At 65.9% G+C, this 26532-nt stretch carries 21 protein-coding genes and 3 pseudogenes; 9 read left to right on the top strand and 15 right to left on the bottom strand.

The annotated features are described in order from the left end of the window. Together ALC15_RS34710 and ALC15_RS34705 are read left to right on the top strand one after the other, a co-directional pair. Positions 1–2602, top strand: a pseudogene (locus tag ALC15_RS34710) (apolipoprotein A-IV repeat region-like domain-containing protein); the annotation flags it as partial. A gap of 103 nt (positions 2603–2705) precedes the next feature. Next, the gene (locus ALC15_RS34705) at positions 2706–3065 is read left to right on the top strand and encodes a hypothetical protein (protein ID WP_050631177.1); all 360 of its coding nucleotides are present in this window, start codon (positions 2706–2708) and stop codon (positions 3063–3065) included. A gap of 38 nt (positions 3066–3103) precedes the next feature. Here ALC15_RS34705 and ALC15_RS34700 read toward each other — a convergent pair whose 3' ends face one another. The 3 genes and pseudogenes from ALC15_RS34700 to ALC15_RS34690 all read right to left on the bottom strand — a co-directional run bounded on the left by ALC15_RS34700 (position 3104) and on the right by ALC15_RS34690 (position 6001). Then, positions 3104–3976 (bottom strand): MlaD family protein, encoded by an 873-nt coding sequence (locus ALC15_RS34700; protein ID WP_050631176.1) that lies wholly within the window; start codon positions 3974–3976, stop codon positions 3104–3106. A gap of 119 nt (positions 3977–4095) precedes the next feature. Then, positions 4096–4865 (bottom strand): annotated as a pseudogene (locus ALC15_RS34695) (ABC transporter ATP-binding protein). Between the two features lie 2 nt (positions 4866–4867). Then, positions 4868–6001, bottom strand: a complete 1134-nt coding sequence (locus ALC15_RS34690; RefSeq protein WP_050631175.1) for an MlaE family ABC transporter permease — start codon at positions 5999–6001, stop codon at positions 4868–4870. 141 nt (positions 6002–6142) lie between these two features. Here ALC15_RS34690 and dgcA point away from each other — a divergent pair, with 141 nt between their 5' ends. Next, positions 6143–7144, top strand: coding sequence for an N-acetyl-D-Glu racemase DgcA (gene dgcA / locus ALC15_RS34685; RefSeq protein ID WP_050631174.1), 1002 nt, complete (start codon positions 6143–6145; stop codon positions 7142–7144). Here the strand turns inward: dgcA and ALC15_RS34680 are convergent. After that, positions 7114–8316 (bottom strand): MFS transporter, encoded by a 1203-nt coding sequence (locus tag ALC15_RS34680; protein WP_050631173.1) that lies wholly within the window; start codon positions 8314–8316, stop codon positions 7114–7116. The genes dgcA and ALC15_RS34680 overlap by 31 nt on opposite strands. Positions 8317–8391: 75 nt before the next feature. Here ALC15_RS34680 and ALC15_RS34675 point away from each other — a divergent pair, with 75 nt between their 5' ends. Continuing rightward, positions 8392–9705: a hypothetical protein gene (locus tag ALC15_RS34675; protein ID WP_063781910.1), complete on the top strand. Its 1314-nt coding sequence runs from the start codon at positions 8392–8394 to the stop codon at positions 9703–9705. A 138-nt stretch (positions 9706–9843) separates the two neighbouring features. Continuing rightward, positions 9844–11427: a caspase family protein gene (locus tag ALC15_RS34670; RefSeq protein ID WP_050631172.1), complete on the top strand. Its 1584-nt coding sequence runs from the start codon at positions 9844–9846 to the stop codon at positions 11425–11427. 74 nt (positions 11428–11501) lie between these two features. Here the strand turns inward: ALC15_RS34670 and ALC15_RS34665 are convergent, their stop codons facing one another. The 4 genes and pseudogenes from ALC15_RS34665 to thiD form a co-directional block, all read right to left on the bottom strand. Next, a complete protein-coding gene (locus tag ALC15_RS34665) occupies positions 11502–12491 on the bottom strand; it encodes a threonine/serine dehydratase family protein (protein WP_050631171.1) in 990 nt (329 codons plus the stop codon). A 127-nt stretch (positions 12492–12618) separates the two neighbouring features. Then, positions 12619–13637: pseudogene (locus ALC15_RS34660) on the bottom strand (glycosyltransferase family 4 protein); the annotation flags it as partial. Continuing rightward, positions 13634–14446: a UDP-2,3-diacylglucosamine diphosphatase gene (locus tag ALC15_RS34655; RefSeq protein ID WP_050631170.1), complete on the bottom strand. Its 813-nt coding sequence runs from the start codon at positions 14444–14446 to the stop codon at positions 13634–13636. The gene ALC15_RS34655 and the pseudogene ALC15_RS34660, both read right to left, overlap by 4 nt. A 227-nt stretch (positions 14447–14673) precedes the next feature. Beyond that, positions 14674–15471 carry a bifunctional hydroxymethylpyrimidine kinase/phosphomethylpyrimidine kinase gene (thiD, locus tag ALC15_RS34650; RefSeq protein ID WP_050631169.1) on the bottom strand — a complete coding sequence of 266 codons (798 nt, stop codon included), beginning with the start codon at positions 15469–15471 and terminating at the stop codon, positions 14674–14676. Positions 15472–15662: 191 nt separating this feature from the next. Here thiD and ALC15_RS34645 point away from each other — a divergent pair, with 191 nt between their 5' ends. Then, entirely contained in the window at positions 15663–15908 is a 246-nt protein-coding gene (locus tag ALC15_RS34645) for an Lrp/AsnC ligand binding domain-containing protein (protein ID WP_016845986.1), read from the top strand. A gap of 137 nt (positions 15909–16045) precedes the next feature. On the opposite strand, the gene ALC15_RS34640 is transcribed toward ALC15_RS34645, so the two are convergent. Beyond that, positions 16046–16651: a TetR/AcrR family transcriptional regulator gene (locus ALC15_RS34640; RefSeq protein ID WP_063781907.1), complete on the bottom strand. Its 606-nt coding sequence runs from the start codon at positions 16649–16651 to the stop codon at positions 16046–16048. Between the two features lie 125 nt (positions 16652–16776). Between ALC15_RS34640 and ALC15_RS34635 the strand changes: the two genes are divergently transcribed. Then, positions 16777–17451 carry a hypothetical protein gene (locus tag ALC15_RS34635; protein ID WP_128089664.1) on the top strand — a complete coding sequence of 225 codons (675 nt, stop codon included), beginning with the start codon at positions 16777–16779 and terminating at the stop codon, positions 17449–17451. Between the two features lie 20 nt (positions 17452–17471). Continuing rightward, positions 17472–17825 (top strand): DoxX family membrane protein, encoded by a 354-nt coding sequence (locus ALC15_RS34630; protein WP_198961103.1) that lies wholly within the window; start codon positions 17472–17474, stop codon positions 17823–17825. A gap of 38 nt (positions 17826–17863) precedes the next feature. On the opposite strand, the gene ALC15_RS34625 is transcribed toward ALC15_RS34630, so the two are convergent. After that, on the bottom strand, positions 17864–18802 hold the full coding sequence (locus ALC15_RS34625) for a c-type cytochrome (RefSeq protein WP_050631165.1): 939 nt from the start codon (positions 18800–18802) through the stop codon (positions 17864–17866). A 165-nt stretch (positions 18803–18967) separates the two neighbouring features. Here ALC15_RS34625 and ALC15_RS34620 point away from each other — a divergent pair, with 165 nt between their 5' ends. Beyond that, the gene (locus ALC15_RS34620) at positions 18968–19390 is read left to right on the top strand and encodes a CHRD domain-containing protein (RefSeq protein WP_050631164.1); all 423 of its coding nucleotides are present in this window, start codon (positions 18968–18970) and stop codon (positions 19388–19390) included. Between the two features lie 90 nt (positions 19391–19480). On the opposite strand, the gene ALC15_RS34615 is transcribed toward ALC15_RS34620, so the two are convergent. From ALC15_RS34615 to ALC15_RS34595, 5 genes are all read right to left on the bottom strand, one after another. Next, on the bottom strand, positions 19481–19927 hold the full coding sequence (locus ALC15_RS34615) for a c-type cytochrome (RefSeq protein ID WP_050631163.1): 447 nt from the start codon (positions 19925–19927) through the stop codon (positions 19481–19483). 102 nt (positions 19928–20029) lie between these two features. Then, entirely contained in the window at positions 20030–22339 is a 2310-nt protein-coding gene (locus ALC15_RS34610; protein ID WP_050631162.1) for a xanthine dehydrogenase family protein molybdopterin-binding subunit, read from the bottom strand. A gap of 128 nt (positions 22340–22467) precedes the next feature. Next, the gene (gene murJ, locus ALC15_RS34605) at positions 22468–23997 is read right to left on the bottom strand and encodes a murein biosynthesis integral membrane protein MurJ (RefSeq protein WP_050631161.1); all 1530 of its coding nucleotides are present in this window, start codon (positions 23995–23997) and stop codon (positions 22468–22470) included. 102 nt (positions 23998–24099) lie between these two features. Then, positions 24100–25251: a DegT/DnrJ/EryC1/StrS family aminotransferase gene (locus tag ALC15_RS34600; RefSeq protein WP_050631160.1), complete on the bottom strand. Its 1152-nt coding sequence runs from the start codon at positions 25249–25251 to the stop codon at positions 24100–24102. Positions 25252–25301: 50 nt separating this feature from the next. Next, a complete protein-coding gene (locus ALC15_RS34595; RefSeq protein WP_050631159.1) occupies positions 25302–26318 on the bottom strand; it encodes a Gfo/Idh/MocA family protein in 1017 nt (338 codons plus the stop codon). Between the last annotated feature and the right edge of the window lie 214 nt (positions 26319–26532).

Genomic DNA, 26532 nt, shown 5'->3' with positions numbered 1-26532 from the left:
CCGATCTGGTCCGCACCCTCGCGGCCGACATGGAGCGCTCGCTGTCGATGGCCGGCTCCGCCACCGCGGAATCGATCACATCGGGCGCGCGTGAAGCGCAGAGCACGCTGGTCAATGCGTCGACCGACGCAGCGAGCAAGGTGTCGTCGCTTGCCGCCGACATCCAGCGCGCGCTGTCGATGGCCGGTTCCGGCACCATCGAGGTGCTGACGGCCGGCGCTCGCGAGGCGCAGAACACCCTCGTCACCGCGTCGACCGATGCCGCCAACCACGTCAAGTCGCTGGCAGCCGATGTCGAGCGCACCCTGACGTCGGTCGGCACCAACACCGCCCAGTCGATCCTCGGCAGTGCCCGCGATGCCCAGAACTCGTTCGTCACAACGTCGAGCGAGGCTGCAGCCCAGATCCGCACGATCTCCGTCGAGATCGAGCGCTCGCTGACCACCGCCAGCGCCGAGACCGCGCAGACCATCCTGGGCAGCGCCCGCGAAGCCCAGAGCTCGTTTGCGGCGACCTCCGCCGATGCCGCCGCGCAGATCCGCACGCTCTCGACCGATATCGAGCGCGCGCTGGGCTCGGTCACGGCCAAGACCACCGACAACATCCAGACCTCTGCGCAGAACGCACAGGCCGCACTGATCACCATGTCCAACGAGGTCTCGACCAAGGTCAAGACGACCTCCGCCGACATCGAGCGTTCGGTGCTGTCCGCGACCAGCGCGTTCGGCTCGGCGATGACCGGCAAGACCGACGAGATCGTCACCTATGTGCAGCAGCAGGCCGAGCGTCTGTCGCAGATGGTCGACGGCCGCCGCGGCTCGCTGGTCGAGGCGTTGACCGCCAAGACCACGCAACTGTCGGCCGACATGGATCGCGCCACGGCAGACGCGCTGAAGGCGATCGAAACCCGCGGCCTCGCCTTCTCGCAGTCGATGTCGGCGCATGGCGGCGATGTCGCGCGCAACATCACCTCGGCCGGCGATCAGGCGACCGGCGCGGTGGCGAAGTCGCTCAAGGAGCTCGAGCAGGCCTCGCGCGCGGCGATCGACCAGTCGCGCCAGGTCTCGATCTCGGCCGTCACCGAGATGCAGGAGACCAGCAAGATCCTGCGCACCGATACGGTGGCGCTGTTCGAGCGGCTGCGCGAGGGCAACATCCTGCTGCAGGAGGTGTTGACCGGCGCCCACGACAACCTCAACTCGCTGGAGCGCGCACTGGTGACCCGCGTGGCCGACTTCGTGTCCGCCATGAACGACGTCACCTCGCGCAACGGCGTGGCGACCCAGACGCTGGAAGACCAGCTCACGGTGTTCAACAGCAAGACCGGCAAGGCGCTGGAAGATCTCGGCGCGCTGTCGAGCCAGTTCGAGACCCATGGCAAGGCGCTGATCGAGGCGGCTGCGTGGTCGAGCAGGCCAATCGCTCGACGACGGCTTCCGTCAGCGAGCGCAAGTCGGCGCTCGAAGCGCTGGTCACCACCATCGACCTGCGCACCACTGATCTCGACCAGCGGCTGTCGCGCTTCACCGGGCTGCTCGATGAATCGCTCGGCGCGGCCGAGGAACGCGCCCGCGACATCGCGCGCGTGGTGGCGGAGACCGCAGGCGCGGGTTCGGCTGCGATCAGCCGGCAGTTCGAGGCGGTGCGCCAGGCGGCCGAGAACGAGCGTCAGCAGACCGTCGACGCCATGAACGAGCTCTACCAGCAGAGCAACGCCGAGACCGACGCGATGTTCAAGGAATCGACGGAGAAGTTCTCCGCGATGGTCACGGCGATGAAGCAGATGGCGAGCGAGATGCACAGCGAGCTCGAGGCCACCCGCAACGAGCTGCGCCGCGGCGTGCTCGAGATGCCGCAGGAGGCCGCCGAAAACACCGCGCAGATGCGCAAGGTGATCGTCGACCAGATCGAGGCGCTCGCCGAGCTGAACCGCATCGTCGCTCATCACGGCCGCGGGCTCGACGTGGTTTCGACCACCCGCGCCAGCGTGCGCCACGAGGAGCCGGTGATGGCTGCTGCCGGCGGCCGTGCCGACGTGCGGATGCGGGACAGCATCCGTGACAACGGCAACAGCGCCTCGACGCTGCCGCCGCCCGATCTCGGCATGGCGGCCTCGCGTCGCACCGAGGCCCCCTCGGTCAGCCCGGCCGGCCCCAACACGCCGACGGCTGGCTGTCCGACCTGCTCAACCGCAGCGACGCACCGCCGCCCGCCCCGCAGCCGCGACGCCCAGCAGCGCCCGCGTCCGCAGCAGCAGCCGGCCGCCAATCCGCTGGAGTCGCTGTCGCTCGACATCGGCCGGCTGATGGACCGCACCCTGGCCGCCGAGATGTGGGATCGCTACCAGCGCGGCGAGAACAAGGCGTTCTCCAAGCGCCTCTACACGCCGGCCGGCCAGAAGGCGTTCGACGAAGTGGCCCGCAAGTACCGCGCCGACCGCGGCTTCAAGCAGACGGTCGACCGCTACATCGCGGAGTTCGAGCGCCTGCTCGACGAAGTCGCCCGCGAAGGCCGCGGCCAGCAGGAGCTGGCTGGCCACCTCACCTCGGAGACCGGGCTGGTCTACACCCTGCTCGCGCACGCCGCGGGACGGCTGGGGTAAGCGCCCGACGATCGCGAAACCGGAAACGGAGGCAGCAATGCCTCCGTTTTGCTTTTGACCGATGCAGGGATAAATTGCGCGGGAACGAGCTGAGAGGCCTCGGATGCTGCTCGCAGGCTGGTACTCCGTCGTTGCTCTGACGGTGCTGCAGACAATCGGGTTCGCCGCGGTTGCGACGGCGGATCAGATCCAGCCGTCCAAGATCCGGACCGTCAAAATAACGGAAGGCGCCAAGCCCGCACCCGATGCGCATGTCGTTCAAACGGCGCCGGTCAGGCCTGCCTCCGATGAGCCCCACAATGCGTCCAGCAAATGGTCGGGCACGCCGGGCCTCGTCAGTGCCACATCCAATCCCCACCACATTCGCAGTTTGACGATCCGCTCGGAGCACCCGGACGCGGATCCCCGCTATCGCCGCTTCGCTCCTGAAGCACTGGAGCCAACTCAGGCCGCGCCACAATAGAAGTGCGAGGGTCGTCGAAACCGAGCAGGCGGCGCAGCCTACTGCCGGCGCCGCGGCCCAGGCGCTGCGGCGGCCGGAGCCGGCGCGGGCTCGGGTGCGGCGTTGTTGCTGCCGCCGAAGATCACCCGGCTCGGATTGCGGTCGAAATTGTTCACGGCGCGGCTGATGTCGGCGAGCGTGCGGCGGCCGTCGTTGATCAAGAGATTGGAGCGCTTGTCGACATTGTCGGCGAGCTCGCGGATCGACTTCACCATCTGGTTCAGCTCGCTGCCGTTGTTGCCGCCGGCGATTGCATTGAGGCCCAGCATCAGATTATCGGCCTTGGCCATCACGCCGTCGACCTTGACCATGACGTTGTCGATCTTCTCGGAATTGCGCGCCAGCGCCTCGGTGAAGACCTCGAGGTTCTTCAGCGAATTCTTCACCGACTGCTGATTGTCGGCGACGATGCGGTTGACGTTCTGCAGGGTGGCCCGGATCGCTTCGGTGACGTCCTGCAATGCGTTGGGGTCGGCGGTCAGAACCGGGATGCCGTCCTCATCGAGCGGCACCGGCGGGGCGGCCTCCTCGCCGCCCTTCAGCGAGATCGCGGCGACGCCGGTCAGCCCCTGGAATTCGAGGCCGACCAGGGTGTCCTTGCGGAGCGGTGCGTTGTTCTCGATCATCGCCAGCGCGACCACGCGCCGCGGGTTATCGAGCTTCACCGAAACCACTTCCCCTATTCGGATACCGTTGAAATTGACATTGCCGCCATTGCGCAGGCCCGACGCCGGCCCCTCGAAGATCACCCGCAACGGGCTGCGCTGCTTGGTGGTGTGCAGGCTCTGGAACCACAGCACGAAGCCGAACGCTGCGGCGATCACCGCCAGCGTAAAAGCCCCGATCAAGACGTAGTTCGCCCGCGTTTCCATCAATTGCTCGCGTTATTCACTCTTGGGCTCTCGCGCAGCCAGTCCGCACGAACCCGTCGAATTTCCTGTTGGCGCATGATCTCGTCCGAAAACCGGTCTCCTCGTTGCGGGATCATGGGCTAGGCCACAACGGCTCGGGCGCGCTTGCCGTTGAAATATTGCTGCAGCCAGGGATGCTGCGATGCCTTCATGTCGGCGATCGATCCTGCAGCAATGATCTTACCGTTCCCTAAAACGGCGATACGGTCGCACGCGGTGTAAAGACTGTCGAGATCGTGGGTTACCATGAAAACGGTCAGCCCCAAAGTGCGCTGCAAGGTGCGCACCAGTTCGTCGAAATCGCCGGCGCGATCGGATCGAGGCCCGACGTCGGCTCGTCGAGAAACACGAGCTCCGGATCGAGCGCGAGTGCGCGCGCCAGCGCGACGCGCTTGATCATGCCGCCGGACAGCTCCGACGGATAGCGATCGGCGACCTCGGGCTTGAGGCCGACCATCACCAGCTTCGCGACCATGATCTCGTCGAGCAGCCGCTGCGAGACGCGCAGGTATTCGCGCGCCGGAAACTGGATGTTCTGGCGCACCGTCAGCGAGGAGAACAGCGCGCCCTGCTGGAACAGGATGCCCCAGCGCCGCTCGACGGCGCGGCGCTGCGACGAGCTCGCGGCATCGAGATCGACGCCGAACACTTCGATGCTGCCGGAGACCTTCGGCACGAGCCCGATGATGGTGCGGGTCAGCACCGACTTGCCGGCGCCCGACGGCCCGACGAAGCCCAGGATCTCGCCGCGCTTGACGTCGAGGTTGAGGCCGTCGAGCACGCGCGTCTCGCCGAATTGCACGGTGATGTCGCGAACCCGGATGATGGCGTCGTTGTCTTCTTCCGCCATGATCACATCCCGATCGAGGCGAAGAAGATCGCGAACACGCCGTCCATCACGATCACGAAGAAGATCCCTTTCACCACCGAGGCGGTGGTGTGCTGACCGAGCGATTCCGCGGAGCCCTGCACCGCCAGCCCCTCGACGCAGGCGACGATGCCGATCACCGCCGCCATGACCGGCGCCTTGACCATGCCGACGATGAAATGGTCGATCGATATGGCATCACGAAGGCGGAGCAGGAATGCCTCCGGATCGACGCCGCCATAGAGCCAGGCCACCAGGCCGCCGCCATAGAGCGCGGCCATCGCGCCGAGGAAGGCCAGGATCGGCAGCGCCAATACCAGCGCCAGCATACGCGGCAGGATCAGGACCTCGATCGGATCGAAGCCCATGGTGCGCAGCGCGTCGATCTCCTCGCGCATCTTCATCGAGCCGAGCTCGGCGGTATAGGCCGAGCCGGAGCGGCCCGCGACCATGATCGCGACCAAGAGCACGCCGATCTCGCGCAGCACCAGCACGCCGAGCATGTCGACCACGAAGATGTCGGCGCCGAACCTGCGGAAGTGGAAGATGCCCTGCTGCGAGATGATGCAGCCGATCAGGAAGGTGATCAGCACCACGATCGGCACCGCGCGCAGGCAGACCTGCTCGAGGTGATGCACCGTCGAGGTGAAGCGGAAGCTGCGCGGATGGATCAGCACCTTGGCGGCCGCCGCCAGCACCGCGCCGAGCATGTCGACCAGCCCGATGATGGTGCCGCCGATCCCGGCCACGGTGCGCCCGATCTGCTCGAGCATGCCCGATATCAGCAGCGGTTCGCGCGCCGCCTTGGGCGCGGGGCCGACGCGGCGGACCTCGTCGACCAGGCTGGAATAGTTGGCCGAGAGGCCCGCGATCTCGGCTTCGGCGCTGGCATCGCTCAGGCTGCGGCGCAGCCGCTCGATCAGCCAGGCGCCGAAGGTGTCGAGGCTCGCGACCTGCGACACGTCGATGAAGATGTGGGGACGGCTGCCACGCAGCTTCTCGGCGTCGGAGACGATCCGCTCGAGCGCCGGCGCAAAGCGGGCGGTCCAGTTGCCCGCCGCGCACAACGCCAGTCCTTCGCCTTGGGCTATCCGCTCCAGTGTCGGGTCGCCGCTCACCTTTTGCCCACCCCTCAAGCCGGCTGGCCGCCGCTCACGCAGATCTCCGGCGATCCCGGATCGGCTTGTCGAATCTGTCACTAACCAGCCATAGTTGGTTGCGCGTCGCAAGCTACGGTTCAGGAAATAGTAGACTTTAAAATGACTTCCAGCCCGTCCCGGACCATTTCCTTGAATGCTCGGATCGAGCGCTGGCCGATCGCAGGCTCGTTTACGATCAGCCGCGGCGCCAAAACCGAGGCCGTCGTCGTGGTTGCGGAGGTCAGCCAGGGCGGCCTCACCGGCCGCGGCGAATGCGTGCCCTACCCACGCTACGGCGAAACGCCGGAGGCAACCCTGGAGGCCATCCAGGCGATGCAGGAGCCGCTCGCCGGCGGCATGGATCGCGCGGCCTTGCAGGGGCGGATGCCGGCCGGGGCCGCCCGCAATGCGCTGGACTGCGCCCTGGCGGACCTCGAGGCCAAACGCGCCGGTCAGCGGATCTGGAACCTGCTCGGCCAGCCCGCACCGGAACCCCGCACCACCGCCTACACGATCTCGCTCGGGATACCCGAAGTGATGGCGGAGGCCACCGCGAAGGCCGCGCATCGCGCGCTGCTCAAGATCAAGCTCGGCGGCGACGGCGATGGCGCGCGGATCGCCGCCGTGCGCAAGGCGGCACCGCGCTCCGAACTGATCGTCGATGCCAATGAAGCCTGGACCGAGGACAACCTTGCCGCCAACCTCAAAGCCTGCGCCGATGCCGGCGTCACGCTGATCGAGCAGCCGCTGCCGGCGGGCAAGGACGAGGCGCTGGCGCGGATCAAGCGCCCGGTTGCGGTGTGCGCCGACGAGAGCGTGCATGACCGCGCCTCGCTCGCGGGCCTGCGCGGCCGCTATGACGCGGTCAACATCAAGCTCGACAAGACCGGCGGGCTGACCGAGGCGCTTGCCATGGCGGACGCCGCCCGCGCGCTCGGCTTCGAGATCATGATCGGCTGCATGGTCGCAACCTCGCTGTCGATGGCGCCGGCGATGCTGATCGCGCAAGCCGCGCGCTTCGTCGATCTCGACGGTCCGCTGCTGCTGGCGAAGGACCGCGACAATGGCCTGCGCTACGAGGGCAGCCTGGTCTATCCGCCCGACGCGGCGCTGTGGGGATGATGATGGGTTAGGCGACGACGCGCCAGCCACATCACGAGCCCGCCTGCCGCCGCCATCGCGGCCATCATGTCGTAGACGCCGAGCCCGAAGCGCGCATAGACCATGCCGCTGATGATCGCCGTGGTGCTGGCGACGATGCCGCCGCAGGCGGTGAGATAGCCCTGCGCGCGCGCCATCACATGAACCGGCACGTGATGCACCATCAGCCCCATGATGCCGACCTGGGTCAGACCGAAGCTTAAGCCATGTCCGAGCTGGACCACGGCCAGCACCGCAAGCGGCGGGTCCTGCGCGGTGATCGCCCAGCGCGCGACGGCGCTGGCGGCCGCGATCATCACCAGCACCGCCGATGGCAGCGTGAGGCGTGGCGAGGCAGCGAACAGCACGATCTCGGCGATTACGCCGAGCACCCAGAGCACCGCGATGGTCAGGCCGCTGAAGCCGGCCTGCTGCCAGGCAATCGAGGCGAAGATGTAGTAGGCGCCGTGGCTGCCCTGGATCAGCGCCGAGGCCACGATGATGGCGAGGAAAGTGGGATTGCGCAGGAGCCGCGGCGAACCGGCCGCGTGCGTGACTGCGGCGACCGGGCGGCCCAGCGGCCGCAAGGTCAACCCGACCAGCGCGCCGAGCACAGTCACGGCCGTGATGATCCAGATCAGGTCGACCTCCGCGACATAGCGCAGCAGGAACCCGCTGATCAGCGCGCAGACCGCGAAGGCGGCCGAGCCCCAGAGCCGCAGCGGTCCATAGCTGAGGCCGAACTGCCTGACGCCGCGCAGCGCGTAGGCGTCGGTGAGCGGCACCATCGGCGTCCAGACGCAGCAGGTCAGCGCATAGACCGCGAGCAGCACGAACGGCTGGTGCTGGGTGCCGATCACGGCAAAACCGAACGCGGTGGCTATTCCCGTGGCGATGATGGCGCCGCGCAGCATCTGGCGCCGTTCCGCGGCTGCTGTGACCAGCGGCAGCACGGTGAAGCGCGTCACCGGCGGCACCGCGGTGATGATGCCGATCCAGGTGGCGTCGATCCCGATCGCCTTCAGCCACACGGTGAAGAACGGCAGATGGACCCCGGTCATGCCGAACAGCGTGGCGTAGAATGCCGCGAGCCTTCGCGCGAATCGCCGCGATGCAACCTTTGCTGCAATGGGGATTTGTGATTCGGAAGACATCAATTCAATTGCGATTCGCGCGATATCGTGGTGATCGTTAGCGTAACGCGCTGTGATTTGCGCGAAGAGATTGTGATGGCCGAAGAAGCATTCGCCCTGTCGCCGATATCCGCCCGCGCGGCCCTGCCGAGCGAGGAGGACTATGCCGCGATCAGCGCGGCCTTCATGGAGACCTCGCGGGGCCGCTGGTTCCTCGGCGAATATGCCAAGCGCAACCGCAACGCCGACACCCGCATGGTGCTCGATGCCGTGGCGCGGATCGAGGACAGCCTCAGCGCGCAGCGGCAGGCTGCCCAAGCTGCCGTCAGGGACGAGCAATTGGCGCAAGCGCTGGCCGCGCTGCGCGGCGCGATCGAGGCCGCCCAGGCCTCCGCCATCACAGCGCTCGACGGCGTCAGCTTCGAACAGAATCTTGCGCCGGTGCGCAAGGGCGTGCGGGTGATCCGGGAGATCTCCTGGCGGCTGCGCGAGATCGGCAATGATGGGCGGATCTGCGACATCATCGATTCGCAGGCCGGTGCGATCGAGGCCGGCGCGTCACAGGTTTCGATGGACGACGCCAAGGCCGTGCTGGACGCTGCCTTCGCGGGGCTCGCCCGCCGGCTCAGCGAGTTCGATCCGGACAAGGCGGCAATGCCTGCGACCAAGCCGGTCATGGCCGAAGCACCGGTTGCGGAACCGGCAGCGGCCACTGCTTCATCGCCGCCGTCAGCCGAAAGCGCCGCAGAGAGCGCGATCCCCGTTGCGACGTCGCCGCCCGCGCCGTCGACACCGCCTCAGGAAGCCGCTGCAGCGCCGGCCGCCGAAGCCGCGATGCCCGCTGCAACGCCGCCCGCCGAGGCTGCCACGGTGGCAATACCGCAGCCGAGCGAAGCCTGGCTCAAGGCTGAAGCCGCACTGGCCGAAGCCGAGGCCGCCGAACTCGCCCGCGTCACCGACGAGGCGGCCGCCGACGCCCATGACGAAGCGGTGCTCGACCTGATCGCGATGGAAATGGGCGCACCCGATCCGGTCGACGAAGAGGCGATCGCCGAGGAAATGCGCGCCGCCGAGGAGCTGCGTGTCGCCGAAGCGATGGCCGCCGAGCCAGAGCCCGAAATGGTTGCACCGGCCATTCAGCCCGAGCCTGCACCGGAGCCCGAGCCGAAGGTCGAGGACAAGCTCGAGCCAGCACTGGTGGTGGAAGCGGCGGTTGCAGCGGCTCCGGCGGCGGTGCCACCGCCTCTCCCGCCGACCGTTGCGGCTGCGCCGGCTCCTGCGGCAGAGGTCTCGCTCGGCTCCACCATCATCGCCAGCGGCCTTTTGAAAAAACCGAACGTCGCGGCCAACGATCCGCTCGCGCCGATCCGCCGCATGACTCAGGCCGAGAAGATCGCGTTCTTCTCGTAAGCGCAGGCGTGCTCACGCTACGGCTTCACCTCCGATTGACCGCCCACGCTCCGTGACCCAGCTCACGTACCGCGGCCGCATCCGCGTCTAGCCTCCCCTGCGACCGGTCCGCACCGGGATCAGCATTGGGAGCGCGCGATGGTCCGCCTGACATCCATCATGATATCGGCCGCCTTGCTCGGCCTGTTGAGCCTTGCTGCGCCCGGCACAGCGTTTGCCGAGGCCACCGGCGTCACCGTCGGCAATGCAACGCAGGCACCGGCACCATCCATCGATCAGACCGCTTCGCCGGCAACACCGACCGCAGCGACGCCGGCTGTACTACGCGGCCCCGAGCAGCGCGTGGCGCTCGTGATCGGCAATGCGAACTATGAGAATGCGCCAAAACTCGCCAATCCCGGCAATGACGCGCAGTCGATGGCCGAGCTGTTGAACGCGGCCGGCTTCGAGGTGATCTCCGCGACCGACCTCCGGCAGGGCGACATGGTGAAGGTGTTGCGGGATTTCTCCGACAAGGTCGCGGCGCGTGGCCCGGGCACGGTCGCCATGATCTACTACGCCGGCCACGGCGTGCAGCTCGCGGGCGAGAACTATTTGATCCCGGTCGATGCGAAGATCGCGACGCCGTCCGACCTCGACGGCAATTCGGTGCGCCTCGTCGACGTGATGGGCACGCTGGAGAACATCCCGAGCCGGATGCGGATCGTGGTGCTCGATGCCTGCCGCAACAACCCGTTTCCCAACGTCAACGAAGCCGGCCGCGGCCTTGCCGTCGTCGACGCACCGAACGGCTCGATCGTCGGCTATTCGACCGCGCCCGGCATGGAGGCGCAGGACGGCAGCAACGGCCACAGCCCCTACACCAACGCCTTCCTGCGGCTGGCGCGCGAGCCCAACCTGCCGATCGAGCAGCTGTTCAAGCGCATTCGCCTCGAGGTCAACTCGACGACCGACGGCCGCCAGACGCCGTGGGAAAGCTCGTCGCTGACCTCCGATTTCTATTTCTTCGGCGACACCGCCGTCGCGTCATCGCGTGTGCCCGCGAACGACCCAGTCGTGCAGATGGCATCGAACCTGCCGAATCGCTCGGTGCGCCAGGCCTATGACTTCGTGCTGTCGGAGGGCCGGCCGGATTATTACGAGGAGTTCATCCGGCTCTATCCGCGCGATCCGCTGTGCGACCGTATCCGCTTCCTGCTGACCAACTGGCTGCAGGTCGCGGCATGGCACAAGGCGGTGCTTGCCAACACGCCGTTCGCCTACAAGACCTTCCACGACAATTTCGCCGGCGGTCCCTACGCGCAGCAGGCCTTGAAGCTGCAGATGCAGCCGAAGGCGGTGCCGCTGATGCAGTTCACGCGGCTTTCAAATCACCTGGCCTTGCAGCCGGTCAATGCGGGCCTGCAGGGCGCCGGCGGCAATGGCCAGATCGGCGGCGGCAGGATCGTCAACATGCCCGCGCCCGGAGCGAAGCCGGCCGGGATGCCGAGCACGATCGGCAAAGGCAACATCGCGAGCCTTCCTGCTGCAAATGCCGGCAAGAACGCATCAAGCCCGATCATGAAGGACGGCGACCGGCACCGCGTCCGCACCGGCCGGCAGACTATGCAAGTCGATCGGATGCGATCAGGCGGGGGTGGCCGTGCCGTGTTCCACGCAAGCCCGTCAGGCTCGCATCCCGGCGGAATGGGCGGCGGCCACCATGGCGGCTTCAGGCACTGATCGGCCACGCCGCACAACGAAACGGGGGCAGAGCGACCATCGCCCTGCCCCCGCAGCTTTTCAAAACGCCGATCTCAGGCGACGAGCTTCGCGAACAGGTCGGCGTCGACATTGCCGCCCGAGAGCACGATGACGACGTTCTTGCCCTTGGCGTCGATCCGCCCCGCAAGCAGCGCGGCGAGCCCGATGGCGCCACCGGGTTCGACCACGAGCTTCAGCTCGCGATAGGCAAAAGCAACAGCTGCACCAACCTCTTCGTCGGAAGCGTTCACACCGTTTGCGAGCAACTTGCTGTTGATCGCAAAGGTGAGCTCGCCCGGCATCATCGCCATCAGCGCATCGCAGATGGTGCGCGGCGCAACCGCATGCGCCTCGCGATGCCCGACCTTGAGCGACAGGGCGTGATCGTCATAGCCCGCGGGCTCGGCGACGATCACCTGGGCCTGCGGATATTTTGCCTTCACCGCGGTGGCGACCCCCGCGATCAAGCCGCCGCCCGACGCCGGCGCGACCACGATGTCGGGCGTGAGCCCGAGCGCCGCCATGTCCTCGGCGATCTCGCGGCCGGCGGTACCCTGGCCCGCGATCACAAGGGGATCGTCATAGGGAGGCACCAGGGTGGCGCCACGCTTGCTGGCGATGCCGCTCGCGATCGCCGCGCGGTCGTCGCGATCGCGATCGTAGAGCACGACTTCGGCGCCATAGGATTTGGTCCGCTCGCGCTTGGTGAGCGGCGAGTCCGCAGGCATCACGATGGTCGCCTGCATGTTGAGGATCTTTGCCGCCGCGGCGACGCCTTGGGCGTGATTGCCCGAGGAGAACGCCACGACGCCCCCGCTCCGCTGGTCCTGCGGGATCGAGGCGAGCTTGTTGAAGGCGCCGCGGAACTTGAACGACCCGGTCCGCTGCAGCATCTCGGGCTTGAGGAAGACCCGGCTGCCGACACGTTCATTGAGAACGGGGAAGGTCAGGAGCGGCGTGCGCACCGCGAACGGCGCGACCACCCTTGCGGCGGCATCGATGTCCGCGGCAGCGACGGGTGGATTTAGAACGGTGTCCGTCATTTGCGATTTGTATCGCGGTGGGATGCAGCCCGGCAAGACGCTTTAGTGTGACTTGTCTAGCGTGAGGTGGGATGCGGGGCCGGCAGGGCCGCGAAATGGTGCTCCTCGGCGCCGAATTCGAACACTTCCCCCTCGCCGTCGGGCGCGCGGGGCGGATGTTCATGCAGCGCTCGATGAACACCCGGGCCGACGCCTGCCAGGTGTGGAGCGCGGCGAAATCGACGCAGCCTGCGGCGGGATGCTGAGCGCCTCCAGGCAGGCATGGTGCAGATCCTCATCGAGCACGCCGACCGGCGCCGCGCCGATCACGTCACGGGGACCGGTGACCGGAAAAGCGGCAACCGGCAGGCCGCTCGCCAATGCCTCGAGCAGCACCAGGCCGAACGTATCGGTGCGGCTGGGGAAAACGAACACATCGGCCGCGGCATAGATTTCAGCCAATTCTTCCCCGTGGCGGGCGCCGAGGAAGACGGCTTCGGGATATTTCCGCTCCAGCGCCGCCCGCGCCGGGCCGTCCCCGACCACCACCTTGGTGCCGGGCAGATCGAGATCGAGGAATGCCTCGAGGTTCTTTTCCACCGCCACCCGGCCGACGCTGAGATAGACCGGCTGCGGCAGGCAGAGGTCGACGTCGCGCGGATGGAACAGCGCGGTATCGACGCCGCGCGACCACAGCACCACGTTGCGGAAGCCGCGCTGGCGCAGCTCGGCGGCCAGCGCCGGGGTTGCCGCCATCACCGCCCGGCTCGGCCTGTGGAACCAGCGCAGCGCGCGCCACACCCAGGCTTCCGGAACCGGCGAGCGGGCCGAGACATATTCGGGGAAGCGGGTGTGGAAGCTCGTCGTGAACGGCAGGCCGTGCTTGCGGCAATAGCGGCGAACCGAAAGCCCGATCGGGCCTTCGGTCGCGATATGGATGCTGTCGGGCCTGGCCGCCTCGATCAGGCTCGCGACCTTGGCGCGGTACGGCAGCGCCAGCCGGAGATCGCGGTAGCTCGGCATCGCGAAGGTGCGGAACTCGTCCGGCGTCAGGAAACTGACCTCGACGCCGAGCGATTTCGCCGCCTGTGCCATCATGGTCAGCGTGCGGACAACCCCGTTGACCTGGGGATGCCACGCATCGGTCGCGACCAGGATATGCGTCATGCAGCGCGTGCCGTCACTCGCGGAACTTGCGCGATCCGGCGCACCGGGTCGGTCCAGGTGATGATTTCGAAGCTGCCGTCCTCGTGCTCGGCGAGCGCGGTGCAGCTCTCCACCCAGTCGCCGCAATTCATGTAGCGGATGCCGTGTTCGTCATGAATCGTCGCGTAGTGGATGTGTCCGCAGATCACGCCGTCACAGCCGTGGCGCCGCGCCTCGCCCGCAAGCGTGGCCTCGAACGCGCCGATATAGTTCACCGCCTTCTTGACCTTCAGCTTGGCCCATTGCGACAGCGACCAGTAGGGAACGCCGAACATCTTGCGGAAGAAGTTGACGAAGCGATTCATCTGGATCGCGAAGTCGTAGGCCTTGTCGCCGAGATGGGCGAGCCAGCGCGCGTTCTGCACCACGAGATCGAAGATGTCGCCGTGGATCACGAGATAGCGCTTGCCGTCGGCGCCGGTATGGACAGTGTTCTCCACCACATCGATGCCGCCGAAATGCGTGCCGTAATATTTGCGCAGGAACTCGTCGTGGTTGCCGGGGACGTAGATCACCTTGGCGCCCTTGCGCGCCTTGCGCAGCATCTTCTGCACGAAATCGTTGTGGGTCTGCGGCCAGTACCAGTTCGACTTCAGCGCCCAGCCATCGACGATATCACCAACGAGGTAGATCGTGTCGGCATCGTGAGAGCGGAGGAAGTCCAGCAGACGGTCGGCTTGCGAACCGCGGGCTCCGAGATGGACATCGGAGATAAACAAAGTGCGAAAGCGCCGCTCGGGGCTTTCTTCACTCAAGGAGTCACTTCCCATGCCCGTGCACCTAACAGATTCCTGTGACAAGGCGATGACGATCCCCGCGACCTGAGGCTCCACAAAGAGTTAACGAGAATCAGCAGCGCGCCCCTGCCCTGCGGATAACAGCCGCATGCGACAATCTGGCGACATCGGCGGTCGCCGCTGTGCGCAACAGACGCGGTGTTGCTGCATGTCGCGGCGGAACAAGGTGCGCAGCCGACGGAGCTACGCGCTGCGGCAGCTCAATAATATTTGTGGAAGTGATGCACCGGCCCGTGGCCGCGGCCGACGGCGAAGCGATCGGCGGCGGCGATCGCCTCTGAGATCCATGTCTTGGCGTTGCGCACGGCGATCTCCATCGTCTCGCCCTTCGCGAGTCCTGCCGCGATCGCCGACGACAGCGAGCAGCCGGTGCCGTGGGTGTTTGATGTCGCGATGCGCGGCGCCGATAGCGCGATGCTGCACTCGCCTTCGATCAGGTAGTCGATGCTGTCGGCGCCGTGGCCGTGACCGCCCTTCACCAGCACCGCGCGACAGCCCATCGCCAGCAATCGTTTGCCCTGCCGCTCGACGTCGGCCTCGCTTGCGGCGACCGGCTCGTTCAGCAGCGCCGCTGCTTCCGGCAGGTTCGGCGTGACCAGTGAGGCCAGCGGAAACAGCATGGTCTTCAGCGCATCGACCGCCTCGGCGGCGAGCAGCCGATCGCCCGAGGTTGCGACCATCACCGGGTCGAGCACGATGTGCCGCGGCGCCCAGCGCTTCAGCCCATCGGCGATCGCCGCGATGGTCTCGGCCTGCGCCACCATGCCGATCTTGACCGCGCCGACGGCAAGATCGGAGAACACGGCATCGATCTGGGCGGTGACGAATGCGGCGGGCACCGGCTGGATGCCGCTGACCCCCGTGGTGTTCTGCGCGGTCAGCGCCGTGATGGCAGAGGCGCCATAGACCCCGAGCGCGGCAAAGCTCTTGAGGTCGGCCTGGATGCCCGCCCCGCCCGAGGAATCCGAGCCGGCAATGGTGAGCGCGACCGGCGTCATTTTGCGGCACCGGCGTTTGATAGGAATGAGACCATCTGGAATGAGACCATCATCTGTCCTAGCCCGGCCGCCGATTGCCAGCAAGTTCGCCTGACTTTACCGCAAGTTGGCCCTGCGCCTGCCCCCTTGTCCCCTTGCCTTGGCCGCCGGTTTTTGGCCTATAGTCGGCCAAATCCCCGGAGACGACTTTGATGGTTCCTTTCTTCGTCCAGATCAAATGCAAGCTCGGCCAGTCCTACACCGTCGCCAACGCGCTGGCGGAAGCCGAGATTGCCTCCGAGATCTATTCCACCGCGGGCAATTACGATCTGCTGGTCAAGTTCTATGTCGACCACGACACCGACATCGGCCATTTCATCAACGAGAAGGTTCAGGTGATCCCGGGCATCCAGGACACCCTCACCATCATCACCTTCAAGGCATTCGGCGCGAAGTAGCGCAGCGATCTTCACGCGTGCCGGATTGGACGGGCGCGCCGCTAAAGCGCGATTAGGTTGAACCATCATCGCGCTTTAGATTCTTGCTTAGGCATGATCTTTTCGGAAAACCGCTTCGCACTTTTCCGGATCATGCTCTAGGCTGATGGCGCCGCGTCGATCAACGCCTTCAGGAATGTGACGACGATCCGGCCACTGCGACTGACTTCGCCGGCCCGCGACAAGAGCGCCATGCCGCGGCCCAATGCGATGAAGCCGGTGGCGATCTCGACGGGATCGGCGGGCGGCTGCTTGCCAAGCGCTTCGAACAGACGCGTCACCAGCACGCCGAGGGCACGGCGGTGCTTGCGGTTGAGCTCGTTATAGCCTTGCGCGAAAGTCGGGCTCCGCAGCGCCTGCAATTGTAGCTCGATCGCCAGCACGGCAAACCCCGGATCCGAATTGGCGGTGGCGGCCCATTTTTCGAGGCCGGCCATCACCTTCGCAGGCTCGCCGGATGCCTGGCCCAATACGCTTTCGATTTTTGCACGCTCCTCGGATTGGTGCTGTTGCACCAGCTCCAGGAGGATCGCCTCCTTGTCCGGAAAATTCGAATAGAACGCGCCCTGCGAAAATCCGGCCGCGTCGGCGATGTCGCGCACCGAGGCCTGCGCAAACCCCTTCTTGATGATCTCCTCGCGCGCCGCCTCGATCAGGAGAGTCTTCGTACGCGCCTGACTTTCCTCGCGATTCAACCTGGGCAACGGATCGGCCTCCCGAATTTGCAAATACCAATTGATTTTCAGATATCATCTGATATCTAATTTCAGATAGCAGTTGATATTTATAACTCGACGAGTCGGCTGGACGCGCACGGAGTAGCTATATCATGCAGATCAGGGGATTGGACCGCACGCTCGCGATTCTGGCGACGCTCGCGGCGTTGACCGTCGCCGCCATGGTGATCGGTATCCTCACCACCAAGGGTTCGCAGGACTTCTTCCAGACCGCCCGCTCCGTGGAAAGCTATGGCGCCCATCTTGGAACCCAGCTCGTGCCGTTCGGTGTGCGGCTCAATCTCGGGCTCGATAATCTCTTCATGATCTTCTACGGCGCATTTTTCACCGTGCTGGCCGCCCGGCTGCGCACGATGTTGGACCCCTATCTGCTCGGCATTGCGCTCGCCGCCATGATGCTCACCGTTGTCCTCGATTGCGTCGAGAACCACCACATCATGACCATGGTGCATGCGATCCAGAACGGATTGCCGCTGTCGCCGGCCGACGGGGAGCTGCAGATGATCGCCTCCCAGGTCAAGTTTCACGCCAGTTATTTCGCGGCCCTGCTGTTCTCGTTCGGCTTCCTGCAATTCGGCAGGCTCGGCCGGACGATCGCCGTGGTGCTGTGGTGCTACATCCCGTTCGGCGTCCTGATTTCGGTCACGCCGGTGGAGCAGGCGAAGGCGCTGGTGCTGGGACGGACGATCTTCTTCGTCTTTGCCTTCATCCTGTCCGCCGTCCTGTTCGCTTCACAGGCGAGAAGCCACGCTCGGAACAAGCAATGACAAGCCCGGAGGGTCCACTGATGCCGATCACGATGGTAACGATTGCCGGACGAAGCCTGCTCGCGTTGCTGTTCATCCTTGCCGGCGCAGCCAAGATCGCCGGCCCCAAGCCGTTCCTCGACCACATGGCGGCACACCACATTCCCGGCTTGCTGCTGCCGCTGGTCATCGCGCTCGAGCTTGGCGCGGGCCTGGCGTTGCTGATCGGCTGGCAATCATGGCTCGCCGCCGCCGCGCTGGCGCTGTTCTGCCTTGCGACCGCGTTCGGATTTCACCTCGACCTCGCCAACAAGGCGGAACGAACGCTGTTCTTCAAGGACCTCGCGATCGCCGGCGGCCTGATGGTCATTGCCGCCGGCGCGTGGCGCGGATAGCAGGTCAAGCATCGCAGATAGGAGCCGTCACCGCGCCATCAGGAGGGATTCGTCTTGTCCGCCTTGCGCGTCGGCTTCGGCGGTCCGTCGACTGGCGGCAGCGACTTGATGTAGTCGGCGATCGCGTCGCGATCGGACGGCGAGAGCTGCGAGGTGTTGCGGATCACGCGCACCATCGAGCCGCCGGCGCTATCGCCGTCCGGTGTCTGTCCGCTCTCGAGGAAGTAGGCGATATCCTTGGTGCTCCAGTCGGCGATCCCCCGCGGCGTGATGTTGGGCACCCAGCCCTCGCCCTCGGGATTCGGGCCACCGGCGAAACGTTGCGAGCTGACGATGCCGCCGAGGAAATTCCGCGGGCTGTGACACTCGGCGCAATGGCCGAAGCTGTTGACGAGATAGGCGCCGCGATACCAATGCGCCGAGCGGCTTGCGTCGGCGACGAACGGCTTGCCGTCCATGAACAGGAATTTCCAGACCCCGACATTGCGCCTGATGTTGAAGGGAAACGGCACGTCGTGGTCGCGCACCTTGCCGGCGACCGGCGGCAGGGTCTTCAGATAGGCGAACAGGTCGCGCACGTCGTTGACCCTGGCGTGCTGATAAGACGTGTACGGAAAAGCCGGGAAATAGTGCGTCCCCGACGGCGAGGTGCCCTTCATGACCGCGGTGACGAAATCGGCCTCGCTCCAGCGCCCGATACCATCGTTCGGATCGGGCGAGATGTTCGGCGCGTAGAAGGTGCCGAACGGCGACGGGATCGCGAGCCCGCCGCCGAGCCTGGTGCGGTCGTCCTGCTTCGGCACCGCATGGCAGGAGGAACATCCACCCGCATTGAACGTTGTGAGCCCGTTGGCGAGGTTGGGCTGGTAGGCGGGCAGCGCGCCTGCGGCGACGGTCGCGGGGATCGTCAGCCACCAGAACACACCGAAGCCGATCAGGCCGGCCAGGCCAGCCAGCAGGAGAATTCGTCGCAACATTCACCGATCCGTCATTGGTCGCGTCAGTTCATCAACCAGTATGATTGCAACCGGTCGCACAAGCTCGCATCAAATTTGTCGCACTCCCGATCAATTTGGGAATAAATCCGGAGCGCCGCGGTTTGAAGATTGCAACCATCGTGTGACGTCAAAGGGGAGAGAACCATGCCAAACAAGACCTTGCTAGCCACGCTGACGCTCGGCGCCGCGATTGCATTCGCGGGCCCGGCCCTGGCCGAAAAGCTGCACGCCAAGCTGGACGCCAAGTCTGAAGTGCCTGCGAATACCAGCGCCGGTACCGGCACCGCCGACATCGATTACGATGCCGCCACAAAGAAACTGAGCTGGAAGCTGACCTATTCCGGCCTGACGGGCCCTGCGACCGCAGCGCATTTCCACGGCCCCGCCGAAGCCGGCAAGAATTCCGGTGTCGCAGTGGCAATCCCGAACGCGACGTCGAGCCCGGTCGAAGGCAGCGCCACGCTGACCGACGCGCAGGCCGCTGACCTCCTCGCCGGCAAGTATTACGTCAACGTCCACACCGCGGCGAACCCGGGCGGCGAGATCCGCGGCCAGGTGACGAAGTAAGGTCAACGACAAACGGCCAGCACAACAAAGGGCGGACGCGTCACGACGTCCGCCCTCTTCATTGCTCGAACGATGACGGCCCGATGACCATCAGCCCTTCTTCAGGCGATAGGTCTCGTGGCAGCCGCCGCACTGCTTGCCGATCACCGTCAGTTCGGCCTTCAACGTGTCGACATCCTTGATCTTGCCCTTGGCGTCGGTGACGGACTTGGCAAAGCTCGCGATGTGCTGCTCGAAGCCGGCCTTGTCTTCCCAGATCTTCGGCCCGGCCGAGTAATCGCCATCCGTCTTGAGGCCCTTGCTGCTTTCGGGGAACAGCGTCGGCAGCTTCTTGGCGGTGTCCTCGAACTTCGCCAGCGCAGCGTCGACGGTTGTCTGGTCATAGGGCTTCTCGCCCTTGATGATGGCGCCGAGCGCACCGGCGTTCTTGCCGGTCTCCTTCATCTGGGCCTGGGTCTGCTTGACCTGTTCCTGGTCGGCCACGACGGCACCCGCACTCAACACCAGCATCGCAGCAACGACGACAATCCGCTTCATCGGCAAAATCCCTCAATTCGCTCTGTCCCGGTCCGCAGGTGCGCGGCCGGCCTGGTTTGCAAACACCGCAGGCGGAATCTTCATTCCGCCTGCGACAATTTATCAGAGAGTATGGCGGCGCTGCGCCTCGCGGATCGCGACCCAGACCCGCTCGGGCGTCGCCGGCATGTCGATGTGGTCGATCCCGAACTCGCGATGCAGCCCCTCGACGATCGCATTGACGACCGCCGGGCATGAGCCGATCGCGCCGGCCTCGCCCGCGCCCTTCACGCCCATCGGGTTGGTCGTGCACGGCACGTTGTGGGTCTCGAACACGAAGGACGGGCCGTCCGAAGCACGCGGCATCGCATAGTCCATGAAAGTGCCGGTGACGAGCTGGCCGTCGGTCTGGCTGTAGACCGCCTGCTCCATCAGCGCCTGGCCGATGCCCTGCATCGCGCCGCCATGAACCTGGCCGGCCAGCATCAGCGGATTCAGCGTGACGCCGAAATCGTCGACGATGACGTAGCTGACGATCTTGATGATGCCGGTTGAGGGATCGATCTCGACCTCGGCGAGATGCGTGCCGTTCGGATAGGTGCCGTCGGCGCTCGCGAAGGTCGCGCTTGCGTTCATCTTCGATGTGTCGCCGCCGGGACGCTTGGCGAGATCGGCAAAGCTGACCGAGCGGTCGGTGCCGGCGATGCGGATGCGGCCGTCTGCGATCTCGAGGTCGCCGGCGCCGGCTTCCAGCGCCTGCGCCGCAAGCTCCTTCAGCTTGTTGCCGAGTTCGTGCGTCGCCCGCTGCACGCTGACGCCGCCGGACGGGATCGATGCCGAACCGCCGGTGCCGAGGCCGGTCGCGATCTTGTCGGTGTCGCCCTGCAGCACATGGACCCGCTCGGGCGGCACGCCGAACTGCTCGGCGACGATCTGCGCATAGGCGGTCTGGTGGCCCTGCCCGCTCGACTGGGTGCCGATCAGGATCGAGATATCGCCATTGGGATCGAGCGCCACGTTGGCGGTCTCCTCGCCCATGGTGCCGCAGACCTCGACATAGCTCGCCATGCCGATGCCCCGCACCAGGCCGTCCTTCTTGGCCGCCTTGGCGCGCTTGGGAAACTCCTTCCAGTTGGCGATCTCCATCGCGCGCTTCATGTGCGCGACGAAGTCACCGGAATCGTACACCTTGCCGGTCGCGGTCGTGTAGGGCAGCGACTTCGGCGGAATGAAGTTCTTGCGGCGGATGGCATCCGGCGTCATGCCGAGCTTTCGCGCGGCCGCGTCGACCAGCCGCTCGATCACATAGGCTGCCTCCGGGCGACCGGCGCCGCGATAGGCATCGACCGGCACCGTGTTGGTGAACACGGTGCGGACGCGGCAATGGAAGGCCTGGATGTCATAGAGGCCCGGCAACATGCCGGCGCCGCCGTGCGGGATATAGGGTGCGAAGGTCGAAAGATAGGCGCCCATGTCGCCCATCAGGTCGACATCCATGCCGAGGAATTTGCCATCCTCGGCGAGCGCCATCTTCGCGGTGGTGAGATTGTCGCGGCCCTGCGCGTCGCCCATGAAATGGTCGGAGCGCTCGGCGGTCCATTTGACCGACTTCTTGAGCTTGCGCGCCGCGACCGAGATCAGCGCATATTCGCGATAGGGAAACAGTTTTGTGCCGAAGCCGCCGCCGACATCCGGGCAGATCACCCGCATGTTCTCCTTCGGCATCTTCAGGATCATGTCGCAGAGGATCTCGCGCAGCCGATGGCTGCCCTGGCTGCCGATCGTCAGCGTCAAATGATCCTTCTTGGCGTCGTATTCGGCGACCGCGGCCCGCGTCTCCATGAAGTTGGTGATGACGCGCGGATTAACGATGGTGATCTCGGCCACCGCATGCGCCTTGGCGAAGGCGGCCTCGGCGGCGCCCTTGTCGCCGATCGAGACGTCGAACAGCACGTTGCCGGGCTTGTCCGGCCAGACCTGCGGCGCGCCCTTCTTCACCGCGTTGACGAGGCCTGCCACCGCCGGCAGCGGCGTCCATTTGACGTCGATCGCCTCGATCGCGTCACGGGCATGATCGACGGTATCGGCGACCACAAAGGCGATAGCGTCGCCGACATGGCGGACTTCATCCTTTGCAAGGATCGGATAAGGCGGCGCCGTGAACGGATCGGTTTCGAGGTTGAACAGGCACGGCAGGCCGCCCAGTTCGGCGACATCGGCCGCGGTCAGGATCAGCGCCACGCCGGGCATGCCGCGGGCCTTGCCGGCATCGATCGTGTAGGTCGCATGCGCATGCGGCGAGCGCAGCATCAGCGCGTGCAATGCGGGAGACGGTGCGACGTCGTCGGTGTAGCGGCCCTTGCCGCGAATCAGAGCGTCGTCCTCCTTGCGCCGCACACTCTGTCCGACGCCGAATTTGATGGGAGCTGCCATCGTCTCTCCAATTTCCTTGGTGTGTTTTGCGCATATTGGCGTGGTTGTCCGCGAAGCGCAAACCGCTTTCCGCCGCACGCGGCGCTATCGCACAACCGGCTCCTATGCATTTGATTTGACAGGTAAAACTATACGCGCCGCAGGGCAAACAGCCAGCCGCGGCCGAACAGCGTGAGGATCAGCAGGGCATAGACGAAGACGCCGACCGCAACCAGCAGCAGCAGGATCATCTCGTCGCGGAAATGCTGCATCGGCGCAAACCACACCACCGCGAAATGCGAGGTCAGCCACAGCGCGACCGCGAGCAGCACGCCGCAAATCGCAAAAGTGCCGAACGAACGGATCAGCGCGCGATCGCGCGCGAGATAGCCGCGGCGCACGGCGAAGAACAGCACGAGCAGCAGGTTGACCCAGGCGCCGACCGCGGTTGCCAGCGCGAGCCCGACCTGCGCCAGCGTGCCGACCAGTGCGATCTTCAGCGCGACGTTGACCGCGACCCCGGTCAGCGCCGCCTTCACCGGGGTTGCGGTATCCTTGCGGGCGTAGAACGTCGCAACCGCGCTGCGAATCATCACGAAGGGAATCAGCCCGACCGCATAGGCCGCCAGCGTTGCGCCCGCGCTCGCGGCATCGGCCTTCGAGAACGCGCCGCGGGCGAACATCGCGCGCATGATCGGATCGGCAACCGTCAGGAACGCCGCCACGAACGGCACCGAGAACAGCAGGGTGAAATCGAAGGCGCGGCGCTGCGCGGCCATGGCGCCGACGTGATCGTCGGCGGTCAGGCGCCGCGACATCTCCGGCAGCAGCACGGTGCCGATCGCGATCCCGATCACGCCGATCGGCAATTGGTTGAGGCGGTCGGCATAATACAGCGCGGACAGCGCGCCCGCGGGCAGGAAGGTCGCGATGATGGTGTCGGCGAACAGCGCCACCTGCGTCCCCATCGAACCCAGGGTCGCCGGGCCCAGCGCGCGGAAGAAGGCGCGGACGTCCTCGTCGAGCCTCAGCGGCGCAAACCGCGGCAGGCCGCCATGGCGCGAGAGGTCGCCGGCGAGCAGGGCAAATTGCAGGAAGCCCGAGATCAGGACACCCCAGGCCGCGGCATGACCGGCGCTGGGGAAGAACGCGGCGAGCGCCAGCGTCATCATCATCGCGAGGTTGAGGAAGATCGGTGCCGCGGCGGCGCTGGCGAAGCGATGCATCACGTTGAGCATGCCGCCATAGAGCGTCACCAGCGTGATCAGCAGCAGATAGGGAAAGGTGATCCGCGTCAGTTCGATCGCGAGCCTGCGCTGTTCGGCGTCGTCGGTGAAGCCCGGGGCGAGGATGCTCATCGCCTGCGGCATGAATGCCATCGCCACCACAAGCAGGATCACCTGCGAGGCGAACAGCAGCGTGAAGATGCGGTCGGCGAACAGCCGTGCCGACGCCTCGCCCCGCTCGCCATGGACATGGGCGTAGGCCGGCACGAAGGCGGCGTTGAAGGCGCCTTCGGCAAAGATCGCGCGGAAATGATTAGGTAGCCGCAGCGCCACGAAGAACGCGTCGGCGACCGGTCCGGCGCCGAGGATCGCCGCGAGCATGATGTCGCGTGCGAACCCGGTGACCCGCGAGAGCAGGGTATAGCCGCCGACGGTGAAGATGCGCCCAAGCATGCGCTGCTTCTAGCGCATGATTGCGTTACGAAAAAGTTTCGTATCAGGCCGTTAACGATTTAGGCATGATCGAGCCCGAAAACCGGAAACCACTTTTCGGGATCATGCCTGTAGCGCGCTGCGCACAGCCGCGATGACGCGGTCCTGCGCCGCCTCGTCGAGATAGGGGTGCATCGGCAGGGCAATGACGTCCTTCGACAGCCGCTCGCTGACCGGCAGGCCACCGTCGGCAACCGGATAGTGGCTGTAGGCCGTCTGCTGATGGACCGACTTCGGATAGTAGATCATGGTCGGGACGCCCTGCGCCTTCAACGCCGCCGCGAAAGCGTCGCGATCGATGCCCTCGGACAGGCGGATGGTGTACTGCGCCCACACCGAGGTGCAGCCGGGAGCAACGCGCGGCACCGCGACGAGGTTGCCGAGGGCGCGCGAATAGCGTTCCGCGACCTTGTTGCGCGCCGCGATCTCGTCGTCGAATATCTTCAGCTTCTCGAGCAGGATCGCCGCCTGCATGGTGTCGAGCCGCGCGGTGAGGCCGAGCCGGACGTTGTCGTACTTGTCCGAGCCCTGCCCGTGGACGCGGATGCTGCGCAGCGTGCGTGCGAGCTCCTCGTCGTCGGTGAAGATCGCGCCGCCGTCGCCAAAGCAGCCGAGCGGCTTGGCCGGGAAGAAGCTGGTGCCGGTCGCGAGCCCGAAAGTGCCGAGCCTGCGGTTCTTGTAGGTGGCGCCAAAGCCCTGCGCGGCGTCATCCAGCACGAAAAGGCCCTCGGCCTCGGCGACCGCGCTGATGGCATCGTGGTCGGCGCTCTGGCCGAACAGGTCGACCGGGATCACGGCCACCGGCTTCAGTCCGCGCGCCCGCGCCGTCGCAATGCCGCGCTTCAGCGAGTTGACGTCGATGTTGAAGGTCTCCTCGTCGACATCGACGAAGACCGGCGTCGCACCGGTCAGCGTCACGACCTCGCCGGTCGCGCAGAAGGTGAAGGTCGGGCACAGCACCGCATCGCCCGGGCCGACATTCTTCGCCATCAAGACCATCAGCAGCGCGTCGGTGCCGCTGGCGCAGCTCACCACTTGCTTGGCGCCGGTATAGTTCGCCAGCGCCTTCTCCAGCGCGGTGACCTCGGGCCCGTTGATGAACTGGCAATGGTCGAGCACGCGCGCGACCGCGTCATCGATCGACTTGCCGAGCCGCCGGCGCTGCGCGGAAATATCGATGAAGGGAATGGGCTCAAGCTGCATATGCTGGTTCATGGAAGCTCTTTGCACGTGTTGGATGGATGACAATCAGCCGGTGAAGACGATCAGCCGGCGATGCGGCGCGGTCCCTTGCGCATCGTCGAGGCGGCGGGCCGTGCGGGCGCTTCCAGGCAGCGGATCGCGATCTCGAGGCTGGCGACGCCTTCGTCGCCGGACACCGCCGGCAGCTTGCCGCTTCGCACGGCATCGAGGAAGGCGATCAGTTCGGCGCGGAGCGGCTCGTCGTGTCCGACCGGCAGATGACGCATCGAATAGCTGCCGTCCGGCTTGAAGCCGAAACATTCGGTGACCTGGCGCGTGAGCAGGTCGCCCATCACATACTTGCCGCGGGTCGCGACCGTGACGTTGCGCGCCTTGAACGGCGTCAGCCAGTTGGTGTTGATGTGGGCGAGCACGCCGGACGCCGTGCGGAACTGGAGCAGCGCGATGTCCTCGCGCTCGGCCACCGCGCTCGAGAGCTGCGGCTGCACCTCGACGATGTCGGACTCGGTGAACCAGCGGATCAAATCGATGTCATGCACTGCGAGATCGATCACGACGCCGACATTGGACATCCGCGGCGGGAACGGTCCGACCCGGGTGATGCCGATCGACAGGATGTCCTCGCCCGAGATCGCCTGCTTGATCGCGGCAACCGCCGGGTTGAAACGCTCGACATGGCCGACCATCAGCGTGACGCCGGCCCGCTCGGCGGCGGCGACGATCTCGCGGCCCTCTTCGACCGTGGATGCGACCGGCTTCTCGACCAGGATGTGGATGTTGCGCGCGATGCAGGCGAGCGCGATCTCGTGATGGAGATGGGTGGGAGCTGCAATCGTCACCGCATCGATGCCCTCGGCGAACAGCTGATCGAGGCTTTCGAAGGCGCGGCAGCCGACCAGGTCGATGGCGCGCGTGCGGTGTTCGGGCAGCGGATCGACGATGCCGATCAACGTGACGCCGGGCAGTCCAGCCAGCACGCGGGCATGGTTGCTGCCCATCACGCCGGCGCCGATCACGCCGACGCGCAGGGCGCGGCCGATATCGGCCTTCGCGCCGGCTACGGACACTTTTGCATTCATATCGTAGACCCCAAGTAACGTTCTGGCGGTTGTCCCGGCTCCTCAGGGAGCCACACCGGCTCCGAGGGAATCAGCACCTAGGCCCTCTTCCCGATCTGCGCCTTCGGCGCAAATCACCCCGCTTCGTTGGCAGCCGCTATAGCACGGCGTCACAAATGTGGCGATTGCCAAGGGCGAAATCCGGACACGTTTTGATTCAAAGAGTTACATCGCC

Origin of the sequence: Bradyrhizobium viridifuturi (assembly GCF_001238275.1) — a bacterium.
GTDB lineage: Bacteria > Pseudomonadota > Alphaproteobacteria > Rhizobiales > Xanthobacteraceae > Bradyrhizobium > Bradyrhizobium viridifuturi.
The sequence above is the reverse complement of the archived record's forward strand: the minus strand, read 5'-3'. Positions and strand labels throughout refer to the sequence as shown.